Below are 21,844 nucleotides of genomic sequence, written 5' to 3' on the forward strand. Positions count from 1 at the left end.
CACGCCGATGATAGTGCGGATTGCCCGTGTGAAAGTAGGTAATCGTCAGGCTCCTCATGCTGTAACCCGGAACCCCGGCCTCTCCCACAGAGCGCCGGGGTTTCGGCGTTTACGGCCCGCATCCCGCATCCGGGACCCCGGCGTCCGGTGCAAATCCCGCGCACAAAAAAACCGCCCCGAAGGACGGCTTCGTCATCCTGGCTGGCGCGAAACGATTCAATGCGCGCTGTTCTGCAACCGGCCAGCCGCCGCCGGCACCATCGCCGCGTCGGCCAGCGCTTCTTCGGCGAGTTGTTCCTGCGTCAGCTCTTCAAGTAGCGCCATGTCGCGGGCAATGACTTCGGGAAGATGCGCGCGCAGGAACTCGACCCACGTCTTCGTCTTGGCGTCGACGAATTTGCGCGACGGATACAGCGCGTAGACATTCGTCTTCTGCAACTTGTGCTGCGGCAGCACGCGCACGAGCGTCCCGTTGCGCAGTCCTTCGATTGCCGTATAGACCGGCAGCACGCCTATCCCCATGCCTTCGCGTATCGCCACGGCCAGCGACTCCGCAATATTGACCTGCACCGGCCCGTCGACATGCATCTCGATGCTGCCCTCGGGGCCTTCGAGCGTCCATTCTTGCGCCGGCAGCGCGGGCGTCTTCAGGATCAGGCATTCGTGATGCGACAGGTCGGCAGGCGTACGCGGTGATCCATGCATATGCACATAAGCCGGCGACGCACACAGGATGCTGTAGGTCGTCCCAAGCTGGTGCGAAACGAGGTCCGAATTCGGCAGCGACGACGCCGTGACCACCGATACATCGCTGCTGCCTTCGAACAGATCGGGCATGCGCTGCGAGAGCGTCAGCTCGACCGTGACCTCGGGATGCAGCGCCCGATAGCGCGAGATCGCCGGCAGTACGTATTGTTGCCCGATACTCGCGAAGCTATGCATGCGCAGTGCGCCCGCGGGCCGCTCGTGCGCGCAGCTCGCTTCTTCTTCGGCGCTATCGACGTCGGCGAGGATCTGCATGCAACGTTTCAGATAAAGCTCGCCCGCCGGCGTCAGCGCGAGACGGCGCGTCGAACGGTTGAGCAGCCGGGTGCGCAGATGCGCCTCCAGCTCCGACACGGCGCGCGACATGGCGCCCGTTGTCGAATCGAGCGACTGGGCCGCCGCGGTAAAACTGCCCGCTTCTACGACGCGGACAAATACCCGCATATTTTGTAACGTATCCATCTAATCTTCTTGTTCGGCACGGAAACGATATTGTCCGCCTCGCAAGCCTCGTGATTGTTGAGTGATCTGGAACGGACGTTCCCCGTCCGTCCCGTTAATCCGCTGCGGTGACGCTCCTACAATCGGCGGCCTGGTAACAGACCGAGCGTAGTGCCATTCCCATGACCCGCCAGCACGCGATTCATCGAGCGTTCGACTCGCGTCGGCGCAAGGAAGCGCTTGGGCGTGCGAAAAAGCAGGCGACCCGGCGCGCGCTGCGCGACTGGTCCGCCACCGACGGCGCGATCTGGCTGCATCTCTTCAAGACGGTCGCGGCAGGCCTGCTCGCGATGGGCATGGCGATGCTGCTCGATCTGCCGCAGCCACGCATTGCGATGACCACCGTGTTCGTGCTGATGCAGCCGCTCTCGGGCATGGTTTTCGCGAAGAGCGTGTACCGGATCGTCGGGACGGTTGTCGGCATGATCGCCGCGGTTGTGCTGGGTGGCGTGTTCATCCAGCAACCCGAACTCTACATCGCCGGGATAGCGGGGTGGATGGCCGCCTGTACGGCGGCTGCCATGAGGAATCGGCATTTTCGCTGGTATGCATTCGTGCTGGCCGGCTACACCGCTGCGCTGATCGGCATTCCGCTCGTGCAGCAACCCAACGGACTCTTCCTCGCCGCACTCGGGCGCGGTGCCGAAGTAGCGGTTGGCATACTCTGTTCGGGCATGGTGAGCGCCGTAATCGTGCCCCGGCAGACCGGCTTGCTGCTAGAGCAGACCTTACGCACACGCTTCGTCGATTTTACTGCGTTCGCCTCCGATGTGCTGTCAGGCCGGCTGGAGCGGGGCGCGTTCGAGGGCCGCTTTGCGCATCTTGTCGACGATGTGGTGGGTTTCGAGACGACGCGCGCCTTTGCCTTCTTCGAAGATCCGGCGATGCGTTCGCGCAGTCCTCTGCTAGCGCGCCTGAACAGCGAATTCATGGACGTTTGCGCGCGTCTGCACGCACTGCGTCAACTGCTCAAGCGCCTGCGCGGGAGCGATTCGGCGATCGCCCCCCTGGCACCGTATTTCAGCGAGCTTGCCGCACGGCTCGCGCAACGGCCGCGGCGCGGCGAATCCGATCGCGAATACGCGCTGCGTCTCGCCGATGCCCTGGAGGCGTGGCAGCGCACGCTGCCGCGCCACGTGCGCGAGACCCGGCGACCGCTCGAAGCCGCCACACCGGATTGGCTTCAGGACTTCGATACGTCCGCCGAACTCGTCTGGCGCTTCACATCGGAGATCGTTCGATACAGCCGTACCTATGCGTCCGTGACGCAGCCGCAGCTCGCACAGGCGCGGCGTACGGCGCGCTACGAGCCACGCACGAGCGGGTATGTCGTGGCTTTCACGTTCGTGCGCACGGCAGTCGTGGTGTCGGCGCTGGGCGCGTTCTGGATCGAAACCGACTGGCCGAGCGGCGGCATGGCGGTGATTGCGGCGGCGCTGACCTGTGCGCTGACATCGTCGACGCCGGGCGCCACGCGCATGGCGGCCCAGATGGCTGCCGGCGCGGCGTGCGCTGCGCTCGCGGGCTATCTCTTCACGTGCTACGTCTACCCGAACGTCGACGGGTTCCCGCTGCTCTGCGCCGTTCTCGCGCCGGTGCTGGCGCTGGGCGCCTTTCTCGCGACGCGTCCGCGCATTTCGGGTGTGGGCGTGGGCTTTTCGGTGTTCTTCTGCCTGCTGGCCGGCCCCGACAACGTGATCGCCTATGCGCCCGACCTCCTGATCAACAACGGCATCGCAGTCGTCGCGACGCTGCTGGTCGCCGCGCTCGCCTTCGCGGTGGTGTTCCCCCCGCGCATGAAATGGCTCATCGCACATCTGTGCGCCGCGTTGCGCTACCAGGTCGCGATTGCGTGCCGCGGCGAACTGGCGGGACTGGGCGAACGCTTCCAGTCCGGCACGCACGATTTGATGCATCAGTTGCGCCTGCTGCTCAACGGGGACGCGCGGGCGCACCGGCGCGCACTACGCTGGATGCTCGTCACACTCGAAGTGGGCCATGCGGTCGTGGATCTGCGTCACGAGGCGCAGGCGGCCGCCTGGCTGGCCGATCTCGACGCACGCTGGCGACCGTCGCTCGCTCGCGTGCAGGCCGACATTGCGCGGCTATTCGAGCGGCCCGACGCGCAGAGGCTTGAACGGGCGCTCGCCTCGGTGCGCGCGGCCACCTGGGTGGCGCAGGCGGCGCGCGATGCGGTTCACGAGGTGCGCGAGCGCCGCCACGAGGTCCAGCGGCTCCTTTCCCATCTGCATTTCATCCGCAGCGCACTGCTGGATCGCGACGCGCCGCTCGGCACGTTTGCGCGCCGCCGGGCGCGCGGTTCGGCGCGCTCTTCCGGCGCCCGCTGAAAAGCACGCGCTGCCGGGGCCACGGCAGACCGGAAGGGCGATCTTGCCGCGCGCTGGAAAGATGCCTTCTACCGGACCGCATTAATCAAATCGGGCCCGAGCCCTATAGTGAGGTCACTGCCCGGCAGTACCCGTTAGCCATGGAGAGTGAAATGAAAGCCGTGAAGATCGCTGTTGTTGCCTGCTCGCTGTTTGCTGCCGCCGCTGCCTGGGCGCAGAGCGAGGCACCGGCCGTGACCGTCTCGCAGGTCTCCCAGGCTGCCGGGGCGAACGCTCAACAGCCCGCTGCGAAGCCGGGAGCGCCGGTCGAATGCGTCGGTCCCGTCAGCTTCTGCAACATCTACTTCGGTAGCTGAGCCACGACAGAATATTTCTGGAGACGTTGTGATGTACGAAGACCGTATTCGTTGTGCCGCCCTGCGCGGCAAGATCACCACGGCCGCCGAGGCGGCGCAGCTCGTGCGCAACGGCATGCGTGTCGGCGCGAGCGGCTTCACGCGAGCGGGCGACACGAAGGCCGTGCCGATCGCGCTGGCCCGCCGCGCACGCGAGGAGAAGGAGCCGCTGCGCATCACGCTGATGACGGGAGCTTCGCTCGGTCACGACGTCGATCGCGCGCTGACCGAAGCGGGCGTGCTCGAACGCCGCCTGCCGTTCCAGGTCGATACCACGTTGCGCCGTGCCATCAACCGCGGCGAGGTGATGTTCGTCGACCAGCATCTCTCCGAAACCGTCGAGATGCTGCGCGCCAACCTGCTCGGCAAGCTGGACCTCGCGATCATCGAGGCGGCCGCGATCACGGAGACGGGCGGCATCGTGCCCACCACGTCGGTCGGCAACTCCGCGAGCTTCGCGATCCTCGCCGAGAAGGTGATCGTCGAAATCAATCTCGCGCAGCCGCTCGCGCTCGAAGGCCTGCACGACGTCTGGATTCCGGGCCGCCGTCCGCATCGCGATCCGCTGCCTGTCGTGCGCCCGCAGGATCGCGTCGGCACGACGATCATCGACATTGCGCCCGAGAAGATCGCGGCCATCGTGATCACCAACGAAGCGGACAGCCCATCCACCGTCCTGCCCGCCGACGACGAAACCGCGCGCATTGCCGGCCACCTGATCGAGTTCCTCCAGCACGAAGTCGCGCATGGCCGCATGAGCGCGCAACTGCCGCCGCTGCAGGCCGGCATTGGCACGATTGCGAACGCGGTGCTTTCGGGTTTCGTGAACTCGCCGTTCGAGGCGCTGACGATGTACTCCGAAGTCCTCCAGGACTCGACCTTCGATCTCATCGACGCGGGCAAGATGGTGTTCGCGTCGGGCGCTTCGATGACGCTCTCCGCGCAGCGCCAGGCCCAGGTGCTGGCCGAACTCGACCGCTACCGCGACAAGCTCGTGCTGCGCCCGCAGGAGGTGAGCAACCACCCGGAAGTGATCCGGCGCCTCGGTCTGATTGCGCTGAACACGGCGCTCGAATGCGATATCTACGGCAACGTGAATTCGACCCACGTGGGCGGCACGCACATGATGAACGGCATTGGCGGATCGGGCGATTTCGCGCGCAACGCCGCGTGCGCGATCTTCGCGACGAAGGCCATCGCGAAGGATGGCTGCATTTCGAGCATCGTGCCGATGGTGCCGCACGTGGACCATAACGAGCATGACGTGGACGTGATCGTGACGGAGCAGGGTCTCGCCGATCTGCGCGGCCTCGCGCCTCGCGAGCGCGCCACGCTCGTCATCGAACGCTGCGCGCATCCGCTCTATCGCGACCTGCTGCGCGACTACTACCAGGACGCGCTGAAGCACGGCGGCCAGACGCCGCACGATCTCGCGAAGGCGTATGCGATGCATCTGCGTTTCAGCGAGACCGGTTCGATGCTGCCCGAAGGCACGGGGGGCCTCGTCGCCAACGCTTGACCTACCCGCGGACATGAAAAAACGGGAGTGCCGGTCACGGCACTCCCGTTTTGTTCGTGTGGGACGCTCAGCCGGCTACGCGCGTTTGAATAGCCGGATGACGAATAGCAGGATGACTGCGCCCACGACGGCCGTAATGATCGAGCTGATCCAGCCGCCGCCCACCGAGATGTGGAGGATCCCGGCCAGCCAGCCGCCGATGAACGCGCCCACGATCCCGACGATGATATCGACGATCAACCCGAAGCCGCCGCCCTTGACGAGCACGCCGGCAAGCCAGCCCGCGACTGCGCCGATGATGAGCCAGGCGATGATGCCGTGTTCCATATTGAGCACTCCCCTTGTTGGTGTGAAAAATCCACGGTGATGTGCAGCTTAGACCAAGGGCGGGATCGCGTCCATGTTGCGTGGCCAGAATTGACACTTATTAAAAAGTGTCAGGCATCGTTTGAAATTACGCAACAAAATTGAAATGAAAATGAAAGACTGAGCGTTGCGGCGCGTCATTCAGGGGCGACCTCGGTATCCACGGCCGTCCAGCTCACGCTCGAAACACCTTTTTCCATGCTGAGGCGGCTCGCCATCAGTTCGAGCTTGGACTGGAATTTCGGGTGCGTGCGCAGCGTGGCCGTGACCCGCAGGCGCTGGGGCTGGTCGGGAACGTCTTCGCTCGTGAGGCTCTGGAACGAGAGCGGCGTCGAGTACATGGAATTGGAGAGCACGGTGCGAATGTGGATCTCGTCCTCTTCGCGGCAGACCACCGTGAGCACGTATTCGCGCACGAGATCGGCGGCTCCCACCGGCGTGGCGTTGATGATGCGGCTCACCTCGCGCAGCACGGTATTGATGAGCAGCACGGCCACCGTGCCCGCCGCCGCCGGGCCATAGTGGCCCGCGCCCGAGAGCACCCCGACGGCCGCCGAGCACCAGAGCGTCGCCGCCGTGTTGATGCCCTGGATGGAGCCCTTGTCCCGCATGATCACGCCGCCGCCCAGGAAGCCGACGCCCGAGACCACATACGCCGCGATCTGCGTGATGCCGGACGTGCCGTTGCCGGTCAGCACGCCGAGCGTGACGAAGAGGCACGCGCCGGTCGCGACGAGGACGATTGTGCGCAGGCCAGCCGTGCGTTGACGAATCTGGCGTTCCAGCCCGATGGCGACACCGCAGGAAAACGCCATGAGAAGGCGCAGAACGAATTCGAGAGTCATCGTTTTGTCATGTAAGCGCCGTGGCCGATGCCAGAAGCGTCGCGCGGCAATGCAATGCGCGACGCCGGCAGCGCCCTGGATCATACGCGGCGCGGCATGCCTCGCCAAGCTGTCCGCGCCGTCATTTGCAGGTCAGCATCGGGCCACGGCCTCTCCTGCACACTGGCGCCATTGGCGTTTTTGCAATCGGGCAGGACGGCAGGACGAACAGGAGTCTGGGATGGATACGCTGCGCAATATGCGGATCTTCGTAAGGGTCGTGGAGTCGGGTAGCTTCACACGAGCGGCCGCGAGCGAAGCGATGACGACGGCGCAGGTCTCGCGCGCCGTCACCGACCTCGAAGCGCGCCTGCGCGCGCGGCTTTTGAACCGCACCACGCGGCGCATGGCGTTGACCGAGGCCGGAGAGCGCTACCTCGAGAACTGCAAGCGCATTCTCGCCGATATCGAGCAGGCCGAAGCCGAGGCCGCCGCGGCCCAGGCGAACCCGTCGGGCAAGCTGCGCGTCTACGGCGGCACGAGCTTCGGCCAGCACTACGTGATGCCGCTGATCGCGCGCTACCAGCAGCATCAGCCCGAGGTCGCGGTCGATCTGACCATCGCCCAGCAGATGCCCGACATCATCGAGGAGGGCTTCGACGTGGCCGTGGTGGTGGCCGCCGAGCTCGAGGACTCCGCGCTGATTTCCCAGCATCTCGGCAGCACGGTGGCGATCCTGTGCGCCTCGCCCGAGTATCTTCATGCGCGCGGCGTGCCGCAGTCGCTCGACGAACTCGAAGGCCACACCTGCCTGCATCTCACCGATGCGAGCCTGCCGGCGGGCCAGTGGGCTTCCGTGGGGTCGCACGGCGCGACGCCGCTCCAGGTGAACAATCCCGAGGCGCTCGCCCTCGCGATCCGCGAGGGCATGGGCATCGGTCCGCTGCCGGTGCCGGTGGCGCTGCCGGGCCTCGCCGACGGGTCGCTCGTGCGCGTGCTGCCCAAGCACTGGCTGGAGGGCTTGAACATCTACGCCCTTTACGCCTCGCGCCGCTATCTGGACGCCAAGATCCGGACCTTCGTCGACTTCCTGCGCGAAAAGGTGCCGCGTATGCTCGCCGAGCAGGAAGCCGCGCTCGCGGCCTACGGCGGGCTGCGGCCGCGCCGTGGCGCATCGCCGCCGCTGCGTGCCCACGACCGCGACCCGGCGCTCGCTCGCGACGCCGACCGGCTGCGGCTTGTCAACTGAGGCAGCGAGGTAGCGAAGTAGCGGCCAGACCTGGTTCGATCGATGCGCCAGGGGTTTCCGCCGCGCGGAGCCCGGAAGATCGCCTGTTTGCTGCGGTGCAACTTTGGACCGTGCGCAGGGCGATTCTTGCGTGTTCCGAAAACCGTTGCCGCGGATTATTTCCAGCCTGACAATTTCGCCATTTTGGCGCCAGCAAAGCGCCACCGCCGTTGCCTATCATGCGGCACCGTCCCAAAAATGCGTTTCGGGTAAGCCACGCCTGCCCGTCAGCCCTAATGCCTGCCTGAAACAGTCACATGTGGATTGTCAATCTCGCACTGAAGCGGCCTTACACGTTCATCGTGATGGCCATCCTGATCGTGCTGGCCACGCCGTTCGCCCTCATGAGGATGGCGACCGACGTGCTGCCGAACATCAATATCCCCGTGATCAGCATCATCTGGTCGTACACGGGGCTTTCCGCCAAGGACGTGGCTGACCGCATCACGTCGGTCAACGAGCGCGGCCTGACCACGACCGTCAGCAACATCGAACATATCGAGTCGCAGTCGCTGCCGGGCATCGCCGTCATCAAGCTGTTCCTGCAGCCGGGCGCGAACCAGCAGTCGGCGATCGCGCAGGCCGTGGCCTTCGAACAGGCCACGCTCAAGCAGATGCCGCCCGGCGCCACGCCGCCCCTCGTCATCAGCTACTCGGCATCGAGCATCCCGGTGATTCAGCTCGGCCTGTCGAGCAACACGATGAGCGAGCAGTCGATCGCGGACATCGCGATGAACTTCCTGCGCCCGCAGATCATCACGATTCCGGGCGCCCAGGTTCCGTATCCGTACGGCGGCAAGACGCGCGTGATCGCCGTCGACATCGACACGCGCGCGATCATCGCGAAGGGCCTCACGCCCTCCGACATCGTCAACGCCGTCAATGCGCAGAACCTGATCTTGCCGACCGGCACCGCGAAGCTGGGGCAGACCGAGTACGAGGTGGACACCAATGCCTCGCCCGAGACGATCGCGGGCCTGAACCACATTCCCGTGCAGACGGTCAACGGCGCGACGACCTACCTCGGCGACGTGGCCCACGTGCGCGACGGCTTTTCGCCGCAAACCAACGTCGTGCGCCAGGACGGCGTGCGCGGCGTGCTGGTTTCGGTGCTCAAGAATGGCGACGCCTCCACGCTGCAGGTGGTGAGCAGCCTGAAGGCGCTGCTGCCGCAGGTGCGCGAGACGCTTCCCCCCGCGCTCGTCGTCAAGCCGCTGTTCGACCAGTCGATCTTCGTGTCGGCGGCGGTGCAGGGCGTGTTGCGCGAGGCGCTGATCGCCGCCGCGCTCACGGCCGTGATGATCCTGGTCTTTCTCGGCAACTGGCGCAGCACGCTGATCATCGCGGTGTCGATTCCGCTGTCGATTCTCGCGTCGATCCTCGCGCTCTTCGCGCTCGGCGAGACCATCAACATCATGACGCTCGGCGGCCTCGCGCTGGCGGTGGGGATTCTCGTCGACGACGCGACCGTGACGATCGAGAACATCGAGCGTCACCTGCATCTCGGCGCGGACCTTCACGATGGCATCCTGGAGGGCGCGGGCGAGATCGCGGTGCCGGCGCTCGTCTCCACGATGTGTATCTGCATCGTGTTCGTGCCGATGTTTTTCCTCACCGGCGTGGCGCGCTTCCTGTTCGTGCCGCTCGCGGAGGCGGTGGTGTTCGCGATGATCGCGTCGTATATCCTCTCGCGTACGCTGGTGCCGACGCTCGCAATGCTGCTCTTCACGCACGGCGGCCCCGATGCGGGCCACGCGCACGCGGGCGCCTCGCGCTCGTGGTTCGCGCGCTTTCATGAGCGCTTCAATTACGGCTTCGAGCGCGTGCGCGCCAACTACATCGCACTGCTGAGCTTGCTGCTCGCGAGGCGGCGCGTGTTCGGCACGACGTTTCTCGCGTTCTGCCTCGTTTCGCTCGGTCTGGTGTTCTTCCTCGGCCGCGACTTTTTCCCCAGCGTCGATGCGGGCAACATCCGCCTGCACATGCGTGCGCCGACGGGGTACCGGATCGAGGAGACGGCGCGTCTCGCGGACGAAGTGGAGAAGACCATCCGCGAGGTCGTGCCGCCGGACCAGCTCGAAACGATCGTCGATAATCTCGGCCTGCCGTACAGCGGCATCAACCTCTCGTACAGCAATGCGGGGACCATGGGCACGCTCGACGGCGAAATCCAGATTGCGCTCAAGCCCGACCACGACCCCTCGCGCCTCTATATCGACAAGCTGCGCCAGTTGCTGCCGCAGCGCTTTCCGGGCGTGGAATTCTTCTTTCAGCCCGCGGACATCATCACGCAGATCCTGAACTTCGGTCAGCCCGCGGCGATCGACGTGCAGGTGGTGGGCACGAATCTCGGCCAGAACATGGCGCTCGCGAGCGAACTGCTCAAAGCGGTGCGCCAGATGCCGGGCGCCGTCGACTCGCGCATCGAGCAGCGCAACGACGAGCCGGCGCTCACGCTCGCGATGGACCGCACGCGCATGCAGCAGTTGAGCCTGAGCCCGCAGAACGTCGCGCAGGACGTGCTGGTCGCGCTGGCCGGCAGCACGCAAACGGCGCCGGCGTTCTGGGTGAGCCCGCAGAACGGTGTGGAGTATCCGCTTACCGTGCAGACGCCGCAGTATCGCGAAGCATCGGTGAATGAACTGATGGGCACGCCGGTCTCGGTGCGCCCGGGCGAGCCGCTGCAGCTCGTGAGCAACCTCGTGCGGTTGCAGCCGCACGTCGGTCCCGCCATCGTCACGCACTACAACATCCGCCCCGTGATCGACCTGCTCGTGAGCGTGGAAGGCAGCGACCTCGGCAGCGTGGGCTCGCATATCGACGATCTCATCAAGACCGTGCAGGCGCACGCGCCGCGCGGCACGACCATCACGATGCGCGGCCAGATCACCACCATGCGTACCTCGTACGTGGGGTTGGGCGTAGGCATTGCGATGGCCATCGTGCTCGTCTATCTGCTGATCGTCGTGAATTTCCAGTCGTGGGCCGACCCGCTCATCATCATCAGCGCGCTGCCGGCGGCTCTCGCGGGCATTGCCTGGATGCTGTTCATCACCGGTACGCACCTGAGCGTGCCGGCGCTCACCGGGGCTATCATGACCGTGGGCGTGGCGACGGCCAACAGTATTCTCGTCGTGGCGTTCGCGCGTCAGCGGCTCGCCGCGGGCGTGACGCCGCTCGCGGCCGCGCTCGAAGCCGGCGCGACGCGGATTCGCCCCGTGCTGATGACGGCGTTCGCGATGATGATCGGCATGGTGCCGATGGCGCTCGGTCTCGGCGAAGGCGCGGAGCAGAACGCGCCGCTGGGCCGCGCCGTGATCGGCGGCCTGCTCTTTGCTACGGTATCCACATTACTGTTCGTGCCGCTGATGTTTGCGACGGTGCATGGCCGGCTTGCGCAGCGCGCAGAGCAAAAGCGCGAACGTGAAGCACGGCGCGGCAGACATTGATTCGGACAACATGCAATCCGGTTACGCTCAATCTGGTCGATGACATGAACGAACCCCATCATCACTCATCCCTCGACATTGCCGTCGGCGGCGCCCAGCACGGCATGGATCTGCCCGCGCGCCATCAGGCGGGCCGGCGGGCGCGGCTCGCCGCGATCATCGTCGCGCTGCTGCTCGCGGCAGGCGCCGTGCGCACGATCGTCTCGAACATCGAGAACTCGCATCGTCTCGCGGAGGTCACGAAGCAGAACGCGAAGCAGTATGTGAGCGTCGTGAATCCGGTGCCTGCCGGTGCGAGCGGCAGCATCGTCCTGCCGGGCACGCTGCGCGGCTTCATCGAGTCGCCGATCTACTCGCGCGCGAACGGCTATGTGTCGCATTGGTATGTCGATATCGGCGCCCACGTGCAGCAGGGCCAGTTGCTGGCCGAGATCGACACGCCCGAGATCGATCAGGAATTCCAGCAGGCGCAGGCGCAGCGCACCCAGGCCGAAGCGACGCTCGCGCTCGCGAAGACCTCGCTCGACCGCGCGCAGGGGCTGCGCCAGCGCGATGCGGTTTCGCAGCAGGAGCTGGACGACCGCCAGGGCGCGTACAACCAGGACGTGGCGAACCTCGCGGCCGCCGAAGCGAACATGCGCAGGCTCACCGAAACGAAGGGCTTCCAGCGCATCGTCGCGCCCTTCACGGGCGTCATTACGCAGCGCAATATCGATATCGGCGACCTCGTGAATGCGGGCAACGGCGGCACGGGCCGCGCGCTCTTTGCGATCGCGCAGTCGGATCCGCTGCGGCTCTATGTGGACGTGCCGCAGACCTACGCGCAGCAGATCGTGGTGGGCGAGCCCGTGAGCGTGACGCAACAGGAAATGCCGGGCGTGACGTTCGAGGGCAAGGTGACGAATACCTCGGGCGCGATCAACACGGGCACGCGCACGCTGCAGGTGGAGATCATGATGCCGAACCACGACGGCAGGCTGCTGCCCGGCACCTACGTGCAGGCTTCGCTGAACACCGACGCGGCCGGCATGCTCACGGTGCCCGGCAATACGCTGCTGTTCCGCGCCGAGGGGCCGCGCCTTGCCGTGGTGGGTGCGGACAACAAGGTGCGACTGAAGCCCGTCGAGATCACCCAGGATCTCGGGCAGACACTCTTGATCGGTCACGGGCTCGAGCGCTCGGATCGCGTCGTGCTGAACCCGAGCGATTCGATTGCCAACGGCGACGACGTGACGGTCGTGACCCCGGGCGCGGGCGGAGCCCATGGCGCGAGCGGCGCGGGCACGAAGCGGAGCGCGACGTGAGCATGAGGCGCAATGCGCAGCCGCGCCATGCCGCAGTGGTGCTGGCGGTGCTCGGAACCGCGTGCCTGGCGGCCTGCACGGTCGGCCCGGACTACCATGCGCCGCAAACGGCCAGCCCGGCTGCCTGGACCATGGACCCGGCCGATTCGTACTGGCACGCCGCGCAGCCCTCGCATGCAGCGCTCGATCCGCAATGGTGGAAGGTGTTCGACAACGCCGAGCTGAACGGGCTGGAAGAACAGGCGCTGGCGGAAAACCAGACGCTGCGCGTGGCCGTGGCGCACTACGAGCAGGCAAGCGCGACACTGGCTTCGGTGTCCTCGCAACAGGCGCCGCAGGTCACGCTCGACGCGAGCGCGGCGCGCGAGCGCATTTCGGCGAACCGGCCGCTGACCAACTATACGGTGCCGAACACCTCGACGGTGCAGAACGATCTCGGGATCGGCCCCGCCATCAGCTACGAGCTGGACCTGTTCGGCCGCATCCGCCGCATGGTCGAGTCGGCGCAAGCCTCGACGGAGCAGGCCGGCGACGATCTCGCGAACGCGCGCCTCGTGCTCACGGCCCAGCTCGCGACGAGCTATTTCTCGCTGCGCGAGCTGGACGACGAGATCGACGTCGTGAACCAGTCGGTCGTGCTGCAGCAGAAGGCGCTCGACTTCGTCAATTCGCAGCACGATCTCGGCGCGGTTTCGGGGCTCAACGTGGCGCAGCAGAAAGCGCAGCTCGACGCGACGCAGACCCAGGCGCAGTTGCTCGTGAACCAGCGTCAGCAGATCCAGAATGCGATCGCGGTGCTGGTGGGCAAGCCCGCGCCCGAGTTTTCGATCGCTTCCGCCGTCACGCCGCTGCCGGTGCCGGCGCTCCCCACGGGCCTGCCGAGCGAACTGATGCAGCGCCGGCCCGACGTCGCATCGGCCGAGCGCGCGATGGCCGCCGCCAACGCGCAGATCGGCGTGGCGCGCTCGGCGTACTACCCGGACATCACGCTTTCGCCCACGCTGGGCTGGGAGTCCACGCGCTTCAGCACGCTCTTCACGGCGCCCAGCCTCATGTGGTCGCTCGGCGCGAGCGCGAGCGAGATACTGTTCGACGGCGGCAAGCGCGCCGCGGGCGTGAATTACGCGCAGGCGGGCTACGAGTCGGCGGAAGCCTCCTACCGGCAGACGGTGCTGACCGCATTCCAGGAGGTGCAGAATGCGGTGACGGGCCTCTCCGTCCTGGAGCGCGCGTCGGACGAGGGCCAGGCGGCCGTGGACGACGCGCGCAACGCGTACGATCTCGCGAATGACCGCTATCAGGGCGGCCTCGTGGCGTTCCTCGACGTGCTTACCGCCGAGCAGCAGCTACTTGCCAGCGAGCGCACGGAGGTGCAGATTCATGGTCAGCAGGTGGCGACCGTGGTCTATCTGGCGAAGGCGCTGGGCGGCGGCTGGAGCACCGACGAGCGCGAGCTGGCCTGCAGCGCAGGCACGTGCCGCGAAATGCCGGCGGCGGGCAAGGGTTAGAATCCCGCTCGCGCAAAGGGGAGAGAAGGAGGGAGAAGCGGGTATGAAGGTCCTGGTGATCGAAGACGAACGCAAGGTCGTGGACTACCTGCGCAGCGGGTTGACCGAACAGGGGTGGATCGTCGATGTTGCGATGGACGGCGAAGAAGGCGCGTGGATGGCCACGGAGTACGACTTCGACGTGATCGTGCTCGACGTGATGCTGCCCAAGCTCGACGGCTTCGGCGTACTGCGCGCGGTGCGCGCGAAGAAGGGCACGCCCGTCATCATGCTGACCGCGCGCGACCGCGTGGACGACCGCGTGCACGGTTTGCGCGACGGCGCCGACGACTATCTGACGAAGCCCTTCTCGTTCCTCGAACTGGTCGAGCGGCTGCGCGCGCTCACGCGCCGCGCCCGCGCGCAGGAGTCGACGCTGATCACGGTGGGCGACCTGCAGGTAGACCTCATCAGCCGCCGCGCGACGCGCGACGGCGTGCGGCTCGATCTCACGGCCAAGGAGTTCCAGTTGCTTTCCGTGCTCGCACGGCGGCGCGGCGAGATTCTTTCGAAGACGCTCATCACCGAGCTCGTCTGGGACGTGAACTTCGAAAGCAACGCGAACGTCGTCGAGACGGCCATCAAGCGCCTGCGCGCCAAGCTCGACGGCCCGCACCCGGCCAAGCTGCTGCACACCATCCGCGGCATGGGCTACGTGCTCGAAGTGCGCGAGGATGGGGGCCAGCCGTCATGAAACACTCGATCTCGCTGCGGCTTTCGGCCATGTTCGCGGCGGTATCGCTCGTGGTGTTCACGCTCACCGGCACGGGGCTCTTCCTGCTGATGAAGACCCAGCTCCTCGACGATCTGCGCGCGACGGTCGACGCGCGCGCGCACATCGCCCTGCTGATCGTCTCGCACGCGTCCGACGCGCAGAAGTGGGCCCTCGTCCAGGAGAAGCTGCGCGACCTCTCGCCGGCGGACAGCAGCATGCACTACTACGTGGAAGGCCCCGACCCGCGCTTTCGCTTCGGCACGCCCATCGCGGGCACGGTCACCGACACGCTCGATGCGCATCATCGGCTCGTGCGGCCGCCCGGCGGCGACTACGACGTCGCCATCACCACGCTTCTCGTGCCCGCGAGCGGCGACCGCCCGGAGGTGACGCTCGTCGTCGCGAGCGACTGCAAACGCACCGAGCAGTTGCTGCAACGTTTCGGCATCGTCATTGCCGTGCTGGTTGCGGCCTCCACCATCGCGGTCGCGCTCTTGAGCCGCGCCGTGACGCGCTTCGGTCTCGCTCCGCTCACGCGCCTGTCGCGCCAGGCGGCGCAACTGAGTCCGTCGAATCGCCGGCAGCGTCTGCACGACGACGAACTGCCCGAAGAACTGCACGAGCTGGCCACGTCGTTCAACGGCGCGCTCGAACGGCTCGACAAGGCCTACGAACGGCTCGAATCGTTCAACGCCGATGTCGCGCACGAACTGCGCACGCCGGTCAGCATCCTGATCGGCCAGACCCAGGTGGCGCTCACGCGCGATCGTTCGGTGGAGCAATTGCGGCTGACGCTGCAATCGAATCTGGAGGAGTTCGAACGTCTGCGCGTGATCGTCAACGACATGCTGTTCCTCTCGCGCAGCGACCGCGGCGAGCGGGCGACAGATCTGGCCGAGGTCTCGCTGCGTGCCGAGCTCGAACGCATGCTGGAGTTCCTGGAAATGCCGCTGGAAGACGCGCAACTGCGCGTCGCGGTGCAGGGCGAGGCGCGGGCGTGGGTCAACACGTCGCTGATCGGCCGGGCCGTGAGCAATCTCTTCGTCAACGCGATCCAGCATTCGACGGCCGGCACCACGCTGCGGGCGACGATCGCGCCGCAGGACGGCCACGTCGAGATCGCCGTCTCGAATCCGGGCGAGCCGCTCGACCCCGTCGTGCGCGAGCACATCTTCGACCGCTTCTATCGTCTCCAGGAGGCGCGCTCGAACAGCCACGAGAATCACGGCCTCGGGCTCTCGATCGTCAAGGCGGTGGCGGAGATGCACGGCGGCACGGTGTTCGTGCGCAGCGCCGGGGGCGTCAATACGTTCGGCTTTTCGGTGGCGGTCGACGGCGAGCGGGCCGGCGACCCGGTCGTGACGGAGGCCATGCACAACGGCCGCGCGGGCTTGCCGCTGCACGTCTCTTCATAAGCCGCTGTCGCCGCCTTCCTTTTTCTCTGCGGTGGCGGCGCGGTCCATCTGGTCGCGCCGCAGCAGGTCCCAGCAACTGATGAACAGCGCGGCGACGAGCGGCCCGATCACGAAGCCGTTGATGCCGATAAGCGAGATGCCGCCCAGCGTCGAAATCAGCACGACCCAGTCGGGCAGCCGCGTGTCCTTGCCGACCAGCACGGGGCGCAGCACGTTGTCCACGGTGCCGATCACGACGGAGCCGAACACCGCGAGCCCGATGCCCTTGGCGATCGCGCCGGTCGAGAGGAAGTAGATGGCGACGGGCCCCCAGACGAGCGCGGCGCCCACGGCGGGCAGGAGCGAGAGCAGCATCATCACGAAGCCCCACAGCAGCGCGCCCTGGATGCCCAGCACCGCGAGCGCGATGCCGCCGAGCGTCCCCTGAACGAAGGCCACGGCCAGATTGCCCTTGACGGTCGCACGGATCACGGTCGTGAACTTGCGCACGAGGTGCTGCTTGTGCGCTTCGTCGAGCGGGATCGCGCTGCGGATCAGCGCCGAGATTTCGCGGCCGTCGCGCACGAGGAAGTACAGCAGGTAAAGCATCACGCAGAAGCTGATGGCGAGCTGCATGGTGATCTGGCCGAGGCTCAGCGCGCGTGTCGCAATGAACTGGCTGATCTGCGCGGCGCCCGCCGAGAGGCGCGCCTGGAGCCCGCTGAGGTCCATGAGGTCGTAGCGCGCGAGCAGGTTCTGCAGCGAGGCGGGCAGCGCATGGACGATCCGGCTGAAGAATGCGCCAATGTCGAGACTGCCCGACTTGATCTGGCTATAGGCGTAGGCGACCTGCTGGATCAGCGTGCCCGCCACGAGCGTGAGCGGCAGGATCACGATCACGACGCAGATCGCCAGCGTGATGAGCGCGGCGAGATTGCGGCGGCGGCCAAGCCGCGCGACGAAGTAGCGCTGCACGGGCTGGAAGATCAGCGCGAGGATGGCGGCCCACATCACGGTGCTGAAAAACGGCGCGAGGATGAAGCAGAGCGCGATGGAAACCGCGAGCAGCAGCAGGTAGAACGCGGTCTGGTGAAGCGTCTTGTTGCCTGCCATGCCGCCTCACTCCGCGCCCACGAGGCGCACGCGCGTGATTTCCGAGGGCGCGCCAAGGCGCTTGGGCGGCCCCCAGTAGCCCGTGCCGCGGCTCGTGTAGACCCACAGGCTGCCGAGCCGGGCCAGCCCCGCCGTGAACGGCTGCTGCAGCCGCACGAGGAAATTCCACGGAAAGATCTGGCCGCCGTGCGTGTGGCCCGAGAGCTGCAGCGTGTAGCCCGCGTCGGCGGCGGCGTGCGCCGTGCGCGGCTGGTGCGCGAGCAGCACGCGCGTTTCGACGTCCGCGGGCGCGCCCGCCAGCGCCGCCGCCGGGTCGCTGCGCTGGGCGGGGTCGAAATGGCCCGCGGTGTAGTCGGTGACGCCCGCGAGCACGAGGCGCGCCTCGCGATGCTCGATCACCACGTGCTGGTTCATCAGCACCGTGAGGCCGATGCGGCGGAACTCGGCCACCCAGGCGTCGGCGCCCGAGTAGTACTCGTGGTTGCCCGTCACCGCGTACACGCCGTGGCGCGCCGCCAGCGTGCCGAGCGGCGCCGTGTGGCGCGCGAGCTGCGCGACGCTGCCGTCCACCACGTCGCCCGTGATCGCCACGACGTCGGGTTCGAGCCGGTTCACGGCGCGCACGATCGCCTCGACATAGTCGTGCTTGATCGTCGGCCCGACGTGAATGTCGCTGAGCTGGACGATCGTGAAGCCTTCGAGGGCGTCGGGCAGGCCGCGGATCGGCACGTCCACTGTGCGCACGGGCGCGCGCCGCCGGGCATTGAAGAAGCCGATGGCGCTAGAGAGCAGCGCGAGCGCGATCACGGCCGCCGCGCTGCCGGTGCGCCAGTCCGCCAGGTTCACGGCGCGCGGCCAGATCGCCTCGACGGTCATCAGCGAGGCCAGCACGAGATCGCGCGCAATCGTGAGCATCAGGAGCGACGAGAAGAAGCCCATGGCGAGCATCCCCACCCACGCCAGGCGGTCGGCGAGCGGCTGGCGCCGGATGGTGCGCGCGAGCATGCCGGGCGGGATCACGAGGCACGAGAGCACGAGCCACAGCGCCGCGAGCCATTTGCCGGCGGCCGGCGCCGGCAGGTCGGGGATCAGCCGGAAGCCGACATAGACGTGCAGCAGCACGCCGATGATGATGAAGCGCACGAAGAAGGACAGTCGGGGCATGGCGGGCCAATGGAGGCGAAGAGGGGCGAAGGGCGGGAGCGGAGGGCAAGCCGGCAGGGAGCGCGGGCGCGCTGGGCGCTTCGGTTGCGAAGCATTCTACCGGCAAGCGCAGGCGGCGTGCCGGGGCGGTCGATGCATCCCTTTTTGAAGGGCGGCACAGCTGCACGCGGGTTGTGCGCCTCCGTGCGCGATCCCCCTCAAGTTTTCTGCCAGGAAGCCGTAATGCACCAGGTTGTTGCGTACTGGCGACGCATCCTTTTCAAGCGACATCCGGACATGCCGAATACCACGCCCGGTTCCGAACGGACCACAGATGCATAAAAAAGGCCTGGCCGGATTCGTGCAACGGCTGCGCGGCTCGTTGCACGCAGGCCCGAACGCGATCGTCGTGGGGGGCGTGGTCGCCGCGTTCACGCTTGCCGTGCTGTGCGCCGTCGCCCTCTACCAGAGCCGCACGGACGCGCTGGAGCACGCCCAGGAAAGCTCGCACAGCATCGCGCTCGCGGCCCAGCGCGATATCGAGCGCAATTTCGAAATCTACGCCATGTCGCTGCGGGCGGTTGCCGACGGCATGACCCAGCCCGACGTCATGGCGCTGCCGCCGCATCTGCGCCGCATGGTGCTGTTCGATCGCGCCGCCACCGCCGACTATCAGGGCGGCATGTACGTGCTCGATGCGTCCGGCAATATCGTCGTCGATTCGGAAAGCGACGTGCCCCGCAAGGGCAACTTTGCGGACCGCCCCTGGTTCACGGTGCATCGCGACCATGCCGATGCCGGGCTGTTCATCAGCGATCCTTACGTTCCGCGCCTGGGCGGGGGCTTGCGCATGGCGCTCAGCGTGCGTCTGTCGCATCCCGACGGCTCTTTTGCGGGCGTCGCCGTCATGGCGATCCGGCTCGAATACTTCCAGCGGCTCTTCGAGGGGCTCGCGGTGGGTCCGCATGGGGCGATGTCGCTCGTCGGCACGGACGGCGTCATGATCATGCGCGAGCCGTTCGAGCCGGGCATTCCGGGGCGCAGCGTCGTCGCGGCCAGCACGTTCCGCCACCTCGCCAACGCGCCCGAAGGGTACTTCCCGGCCACCTCGGTCGTCGACGGCGTGCGGCGGTATTGCTACTTCCGCCGGTTTGCGCACCTGCCGTTCATTATCGTGGTGGCCGAAGCGGAGCCCGACATCTTCGGACCTTGGCGGCGCCGGGCCGGCAAGCTCGCCTCGGTGATGGCGCTCTTCGCGCTCGTGCTCATCGGCCTGTCCGTTCAACTCAGCGCGCAGTTGCGCCGGCGCATGCGCGCGGAGTCGGAGTTGAGGCTGCTCGCGAGAACCGACGGGCTCACGGGACTCGCGAACCGGCGCCGGCTCGACGAAACGCTCGAGCACGAGTGGCGCCGGGCGCGGCGAACCCGGCGCAGCCTCGCGATTCTTTTCATCGACGTCGACTGCTTCAAGGCGTTCAACGACCGCTACGGTCATCAGGCCGGGGACGACGCGCTCGCCGCCGTCGCCCGCTGCATGGCATCGTGTCTGCGGGCCGCCGACACGGCTGCGCGCTACGGCGGCGAGGAATTCCTCACGGTATTGCCGGAGACTTCGGAGTCCGATGCAGTGGCGCTGGCTGGGCGCATTCGCGAGGCGGTCTGGGAGCTCGCCATCGAACATGCGGCCAGCACGTTCGGGCGTATCACGGTGAGCATCGGCATCGCCAGTTCGCAGTCCGGGGAGATCGCGAGTCTCGACGAACTCATCCGCGTGGCCGACGAAGCCTTGTACCGGGCCAAGGCCGCGGGGCGCAACGGGATCGTCGCCGGACCGCGCGGCGCCCGCCGCGAGGCGCGCGCGGCGGCGCATTCCACGGTGGCCTGAAGGGCCGGCGGAGCAACGATGCGCCGCGTTCGGCTATACTCGCCCAATGGATACGAAACCGACCTCGCTGAACCTGCGTCGCTGGTGGCTCGCCTGAACCAGGCGGCCCGTTTCTCCATGCACTTTCAAAACGTGATGCCGCCAGTCCTGGCGGCATTTTCGTATCTGCGCTCGTGGCTGGCGGCATCGAACCGATGGGACGACAGCACACCATGACATCCGCGAATTCCCCCGTTATCCTCACCGGTGACCGGCCCACCGGCCCGCTTCATCTTGGCCACTACGTCGGCTCGCTGCGCGCGCGTGTTCAATTGCAGCACGAGGCCCGGCAGTTCCTGCTGCTGGCGGATACCCAGGCGCTGACCGACAACGTGGGGCGGCACCAGCGCGTCACCGCGAACGTCGTCGAGGTCGCGCTCGACTACCTGGCGGTCGGCATCGATCCGGAGAAGTCGACGCTCTGCATCCAGTCGCAGGTGCCGGAGTTGGCCGAACTCTCGCAGTACCTGCTCAACCTCGTGACGGTCGCGCGCCTCGAACGCAATCCCACCATCAAGGAGGAGATTCGCCTGCGCGGCTTCGAGCGCGACATCCCGGCGGGCTTCCTCACCTATCCCGTGAGCCAGGCGGCCGATATCGCGGCGTTCAAGGCCACGCACGTGCCGGTGGGCGCCGACCAGTTGCCGATGATCGAGCAGACCAACGAACTCGTGCGCCGCTTCAATCTCACGGTGGAGCGGCCGGTTCTGGTCGAGTGCGAGGCCGTGCTGTCGACCGTTCCGCGGCTGCCGGGTATCGACGGCAAGGCCAAGATGAGCAAGTCGCTCGGCAACGCGATCGCGCTGGGCGCCACGCCCGACGAGATCACGCAGGCGGTCAACGACATGTATACCGATCCGGGCCACCTCCGCGTGAGCGACCCCGGCCAGGTCGAGGGCAATGTCGTTTTCGCGTTTCTCGATGCGTTCGAGCCCGACGCCGGCAAGGTGGCCGAACTGAAGGCCCGGTATCGCCGGGGCGGGCTAGGCGATGCCGTGGTCAAGCGGATGCTGAACGAGCGGCTGCAGGCGCTGCTCGCGCCGATACGCGCGCGGCGCCGCGAGCTCGAAGCGGACCGGGCCGAGGTGCTGGCGCTTCTGCGGCGCGGCACGATGCGCGCGCGCGAGGAGGCGGGCGAGACCTTGTCCGAGGCGAAGCGCGCGCTGGGCCTCGATTACTTCGCGGGTCCGGCATGAGCGTATCTGGTGTAATAATGGCCGCCACTTTTCCCCGTCGTTGAGCGCACACC

Annotated in this window: 16 protein-coding genes; 11 read left to right on the forward strand and 5 right to left on the reverse strand. The window is 66.9% G+C overall.

Annotation, left to right across the window (positions count from 1 at the left end):
• Positions 1-216: 216 nt before the first annotated feature.
• Positions 217-1,227, reverse strand: a complete 1,011-nt coding sequence (locus V8683_RS02940) for a LysR family transcriptional regulator (RefSeq protein WP_411192357.1) — start codon at positions 1,225-1,227, stop codon at positions 217-219.
• 161 nt (positions 1,228-1,388) lie between these two features.
• On the opposite strand from V8683_RS02940, the gene V8683_RS02945 reads away from it, so the two are divergent.
• From V8683_RS02945 to V8683_RS02955, 3 genes are all read left to right on the forward strand, one after another.
• Positions 1,389-3,614: an FUSC family protein gene (locus V8683_RS02945; protein WP_411192358.1), complete on the forward strand. Its 2,226-nt coding sequence runs from the start codon at positions 1,389-1,391 to the stop codon at positions 3,612-3,614.
• 152 nt (positions 3,615-3,766) lie between these two features.
• Positions 3,767-3,970, forward strand: a complete 204-nt coding sequence (locus tag V8683_RS02950; protein ID WP_411192359.1) for a hypothetical protein — start codon at positions 3,767-3,769, stop codon at positions 3,968-3,970.
• A 31-nt stretch (positions 3,971-4,001) separates the two neighbouring features.
• Positions 4,002-5,528 (forward strand): acetyl-CoA hydrolase/transferase family protein, encoded by a 1,527-nt coding sequence (locus V8683_RS02955; RefSeq protein ID WP_411192360.1) that lies wholly within the window; start codon positions 4,002-4,004, stop codon positions 5,526-5,528.
• 75 nt (positions 5,529-5,603) lie between these two features.
• Here the strand turns inward: V8683_RS02955 and V8683_RS02960 are convergent, their stop codons facing one another.
• Positions 5,604-5,855, reverse strand: coding sequence for a GlsB/YeaQ/YmgE family stress response membrane protein (locus V8683_RS02960; protein WP_411192361.1), 252 nt, complete (start codon positions 5,853-5,855; stop codon positions 5,604-5,606).
• Between the two features lie 176 nt (positions 5,856-6,031).
• On the reverse strand, positions 6,032-6,739 hold the full coding sequence (locus V8683_RS02965) for an MgtC/SapB family protein (protein ID WP_411192362.1): 708 nt from the start codon (positions 6,737-6,739) through the stop codon (positions 6,032-6,034).
• A 220-nt stretch (positions 6,740-6,959) separates the two neighbouring features.
• Between V8683_RS02965 and V8683_RS02970 the strand changes: the two genes are divergently transcribed.
• From V8683_RS02970 to V8683_RS02995, 6 genes are all read left to right on the forward strand, one after another.
• A complete protein-coding gene (locus V8683_RS02970) occupies positions 6,960-7,967 on the forward strand; it encodes a LysR family transcriptional regulator (RefSeq protein WP_411192363.1) in 1,008 nt (335 codons plus the stop codon).
• A gap of 296 nt (positions 7,968-8,263) precedes the next feature.
• Positions 8,264-11,455 carry an efflux RND transporter permease subunit gene (locus V8683_RS02975; protein WP_411192364.1) on the forward strand — a complete coding sequence of 1,064 codons (3,192 nt, stop codon included), beginning with the start codon at positions 8,264-8,266 and terminating at the stop codon, positions 11,453-11,455.
• A gap of 44 nt (positions 11,456-11,499) precedes the next feature.
• Positions 11,500-12,759, forward strand: a complete 1,260-nt coding sequence (locus V8683_RS02980) for an efflux RND transporter periplasmic adaptor subunit (RefSeq protein WP_411192365.1) — start codon at positions 11,500-11,502, stop codon at positions 12,757-12,759.
• 2 nt (positions 12,760-12,761) lie between these two features.
• Positions 12,762-14,267, forward strand: coding sequence for an efflux transporter outer membrane subunit (locus V8683_RS02985; RefSeq protein WP_411192548.1), 1,506 nt, complete (start codon positions 12,762-12,764; stop codon positions 14,265-14,267).
• Between the two features lie 43 nt (positions 14,268-14,310).
• Complete coding sequence (locus V8683_RS02990) at positions 14,311-15,000, forward strand: heavy metal response regulator transcription factor (protein ID WP_411192366.1); 690 nt, start codon at positions 14,311-14,313, stop codon at positions 14,998-15,000.
• Complete coding sequence (locus V8683_RS02995; RefSeq protein ID WP_411192367.1) at positions 14,997-16,436, forward strand: heavy metal sensor histidine kinase; 1,440 nt, start codon at positions 14,997-14,999, stop codon at positions 16,434-16,436. Before V8683_RS02990 ends, V8683_RS02995 begins: the two co-directional genes overlap by 4 nt.
• Here the strand turns inward: V8683_RS02995 and V8683_RS03000 are convergent.
• Together V8683_RS03000 and V8683_RS03005 are read right to left on the reverse strand one after the other, a co-directional pair.
• Positions 16,431-17,528, reverse strand: a complete 1,098-nt coding sequence (locus V8683_RS03000) for an AI-2E family transporter (RefSeq protein WP_411192368.1) — start codon at positions 17,526-17,528, stop codon at positions 16,431-16,433. The genes V8683_RS02995 and V8683_RS03000 overlap by 6 nt on opposite strands.
• A 6-nt stretch (positions 17,529-17,534) precedes the next feature.
• A complete protein-coding gene (locus tag V8683_RS03005) occupies positions 17,535-18,692 on the reverse strand; it encodes a metallophosphoesterase (RefSeq protein WP_411192369.1) in 1,158 nt (385 codons plus the stop codon).
• A gap of 313 nt (positions 18,693-19,005) precedes the next feature.
• Between V8683_RS03005 and V8683_RS03010 the strand changes: the two genes are divergently transcribed.
• Together V8683_RS03010 and trpS are read left to right on the forward strand one after the other, a co-directional pair.
• Positions 19,006-20,556 carry a sensor domain-containing diguanylate cyclase gene (locus V8683_RS03010; RefSeq protein WP_411192370.1) on the forward strand — a complete coding sequence of 517 codons (1,551 nt, stop codon included), beginning with the start codon at positions 19,006-19,008 and terminating at the stop codon, positions 20,554-20,556.
• A 212-nt stretch (positions 20,557-20,768) separates the two neighbouring features.
• Entirely contained in the window at positions 20,769-21,791 is a 1,023-nt protein-coding gene (trpS, locus tag V8683_RS03015; protein WP_411192371.1) for a tryptophan--tRNA ligase, read from the forward strand.
• Positions 21,792-21,844 lie beyond the last annotated feature (53 nt).

The organism is Paraburkholderia sp. AV2 (assembly GCF_054968425.1).

Coding starts and splice junctions, on each gene's coding strand:
- V8683_RS02960 (WP_411192361.1), bottom strand. CDS start 5,855: ATGGAACACGGCATCATCGCCTGGCTCATCATCGGCGCAGTCGCGGGC.
- V8683_RS02975 (WP_411192364.1), top strand. CDS start 8,264: ATGTGGATTGTCAATCTCGCACTGAAGCGGCCTTACACGTTCATCGTG.
- V8683_RS02940 (WP_411192357.1), bottom strand. CDS start 1,227: ATGGATACGTTACAAAATATGCGGGTATTTGTCCGCGTCGTAGAAGCG.
- V8683_RS02995 (WP_411192367.1), top strand. CDS start 14,997: ATGAAACACTCGATCTCGCTGCGGCTTTCGGCCATGTTCGCGGCGGTA.
- V8683_RS02985 (WP_411192548.1), top strand. CDS start 12,762: ATGAGGCGCAATGCGCAGCCGCGCCATGCCGCAGTGGTGCTGGCGGTG.
- V8683_RS02990 (WP_411192366.1), top strand. CDS start 14,311: ATGAAGGTCCTGGTGATCGAAGACGAACGCAAGGTCGTGGACTACCTG.
- V8683_RS02970 (WP_411192363.1), top strand. CDS start 6,960: ATGGATACGCTGCGCAATATGCGGATCTTCGTAAGGGTCGTGGAGTCG.
- V8683_RS03000 (WP_411192368.1), bottom strand. CDS start 17,528: ATGGCAGGCAACAAGACGCTTCACCAGACCGCGTTCTACCTGCTGCTG.
- V8683_RS02965 (WP_411192362.1), bottom strand. CDS start 6,739: ATGACTCTCGAATTCGTTCTGCGCCTTCTCATGGCGTTTTCCTGCGGT.
- V8683_RS02945 (WP_411192358.1), top strand. CDS start 1,389: ATGACCCGCCAGCACGCGATTCATCGAGCGTTCGACTCGCGTCGGCGC.
- V8683_RS03010 (WP_411192370.1), top strand. CDS start 19,006: ATGCATAAAAAAGGCCTGGCCGGATTCGTGCAACGGCTGCGCGGCTCG.
- trpS (WP_411192371.1), top strand. CDS start 20,769: ATGACATCCGCGAATTCCCCCGTTATCCTCACCGGTGACCGGCCCACC.
- V8683_RS03005 (WP_411192369.1), bottom strand. CDS start 18,692: ATGCCCCGACTGTCCTTCTTCGTGCGCTTCATCATCATCGGCGTGCTG.
- V8683_RS02980 (WP_411192365.1), top strand. CDS start 11,500: ATGAACGAACCCCATCATCACTCATCCCTCGACATTGCCGTCGGCGGC.
- V8683_RS02955 (WP_411192360.1), top strand. CDS start 4,002: ATGTACGAAGACCGTATTCGTTGTGCCGCCCTGCGCGGCAAGATCACC.
- V8683_RS02950 (WP_411192359.1), top strand. CDS start 3,767: ATGAAAGCCGTGAAGATCGCTGTTGTTGCCTGCTCGCTGTTTGCTGCC.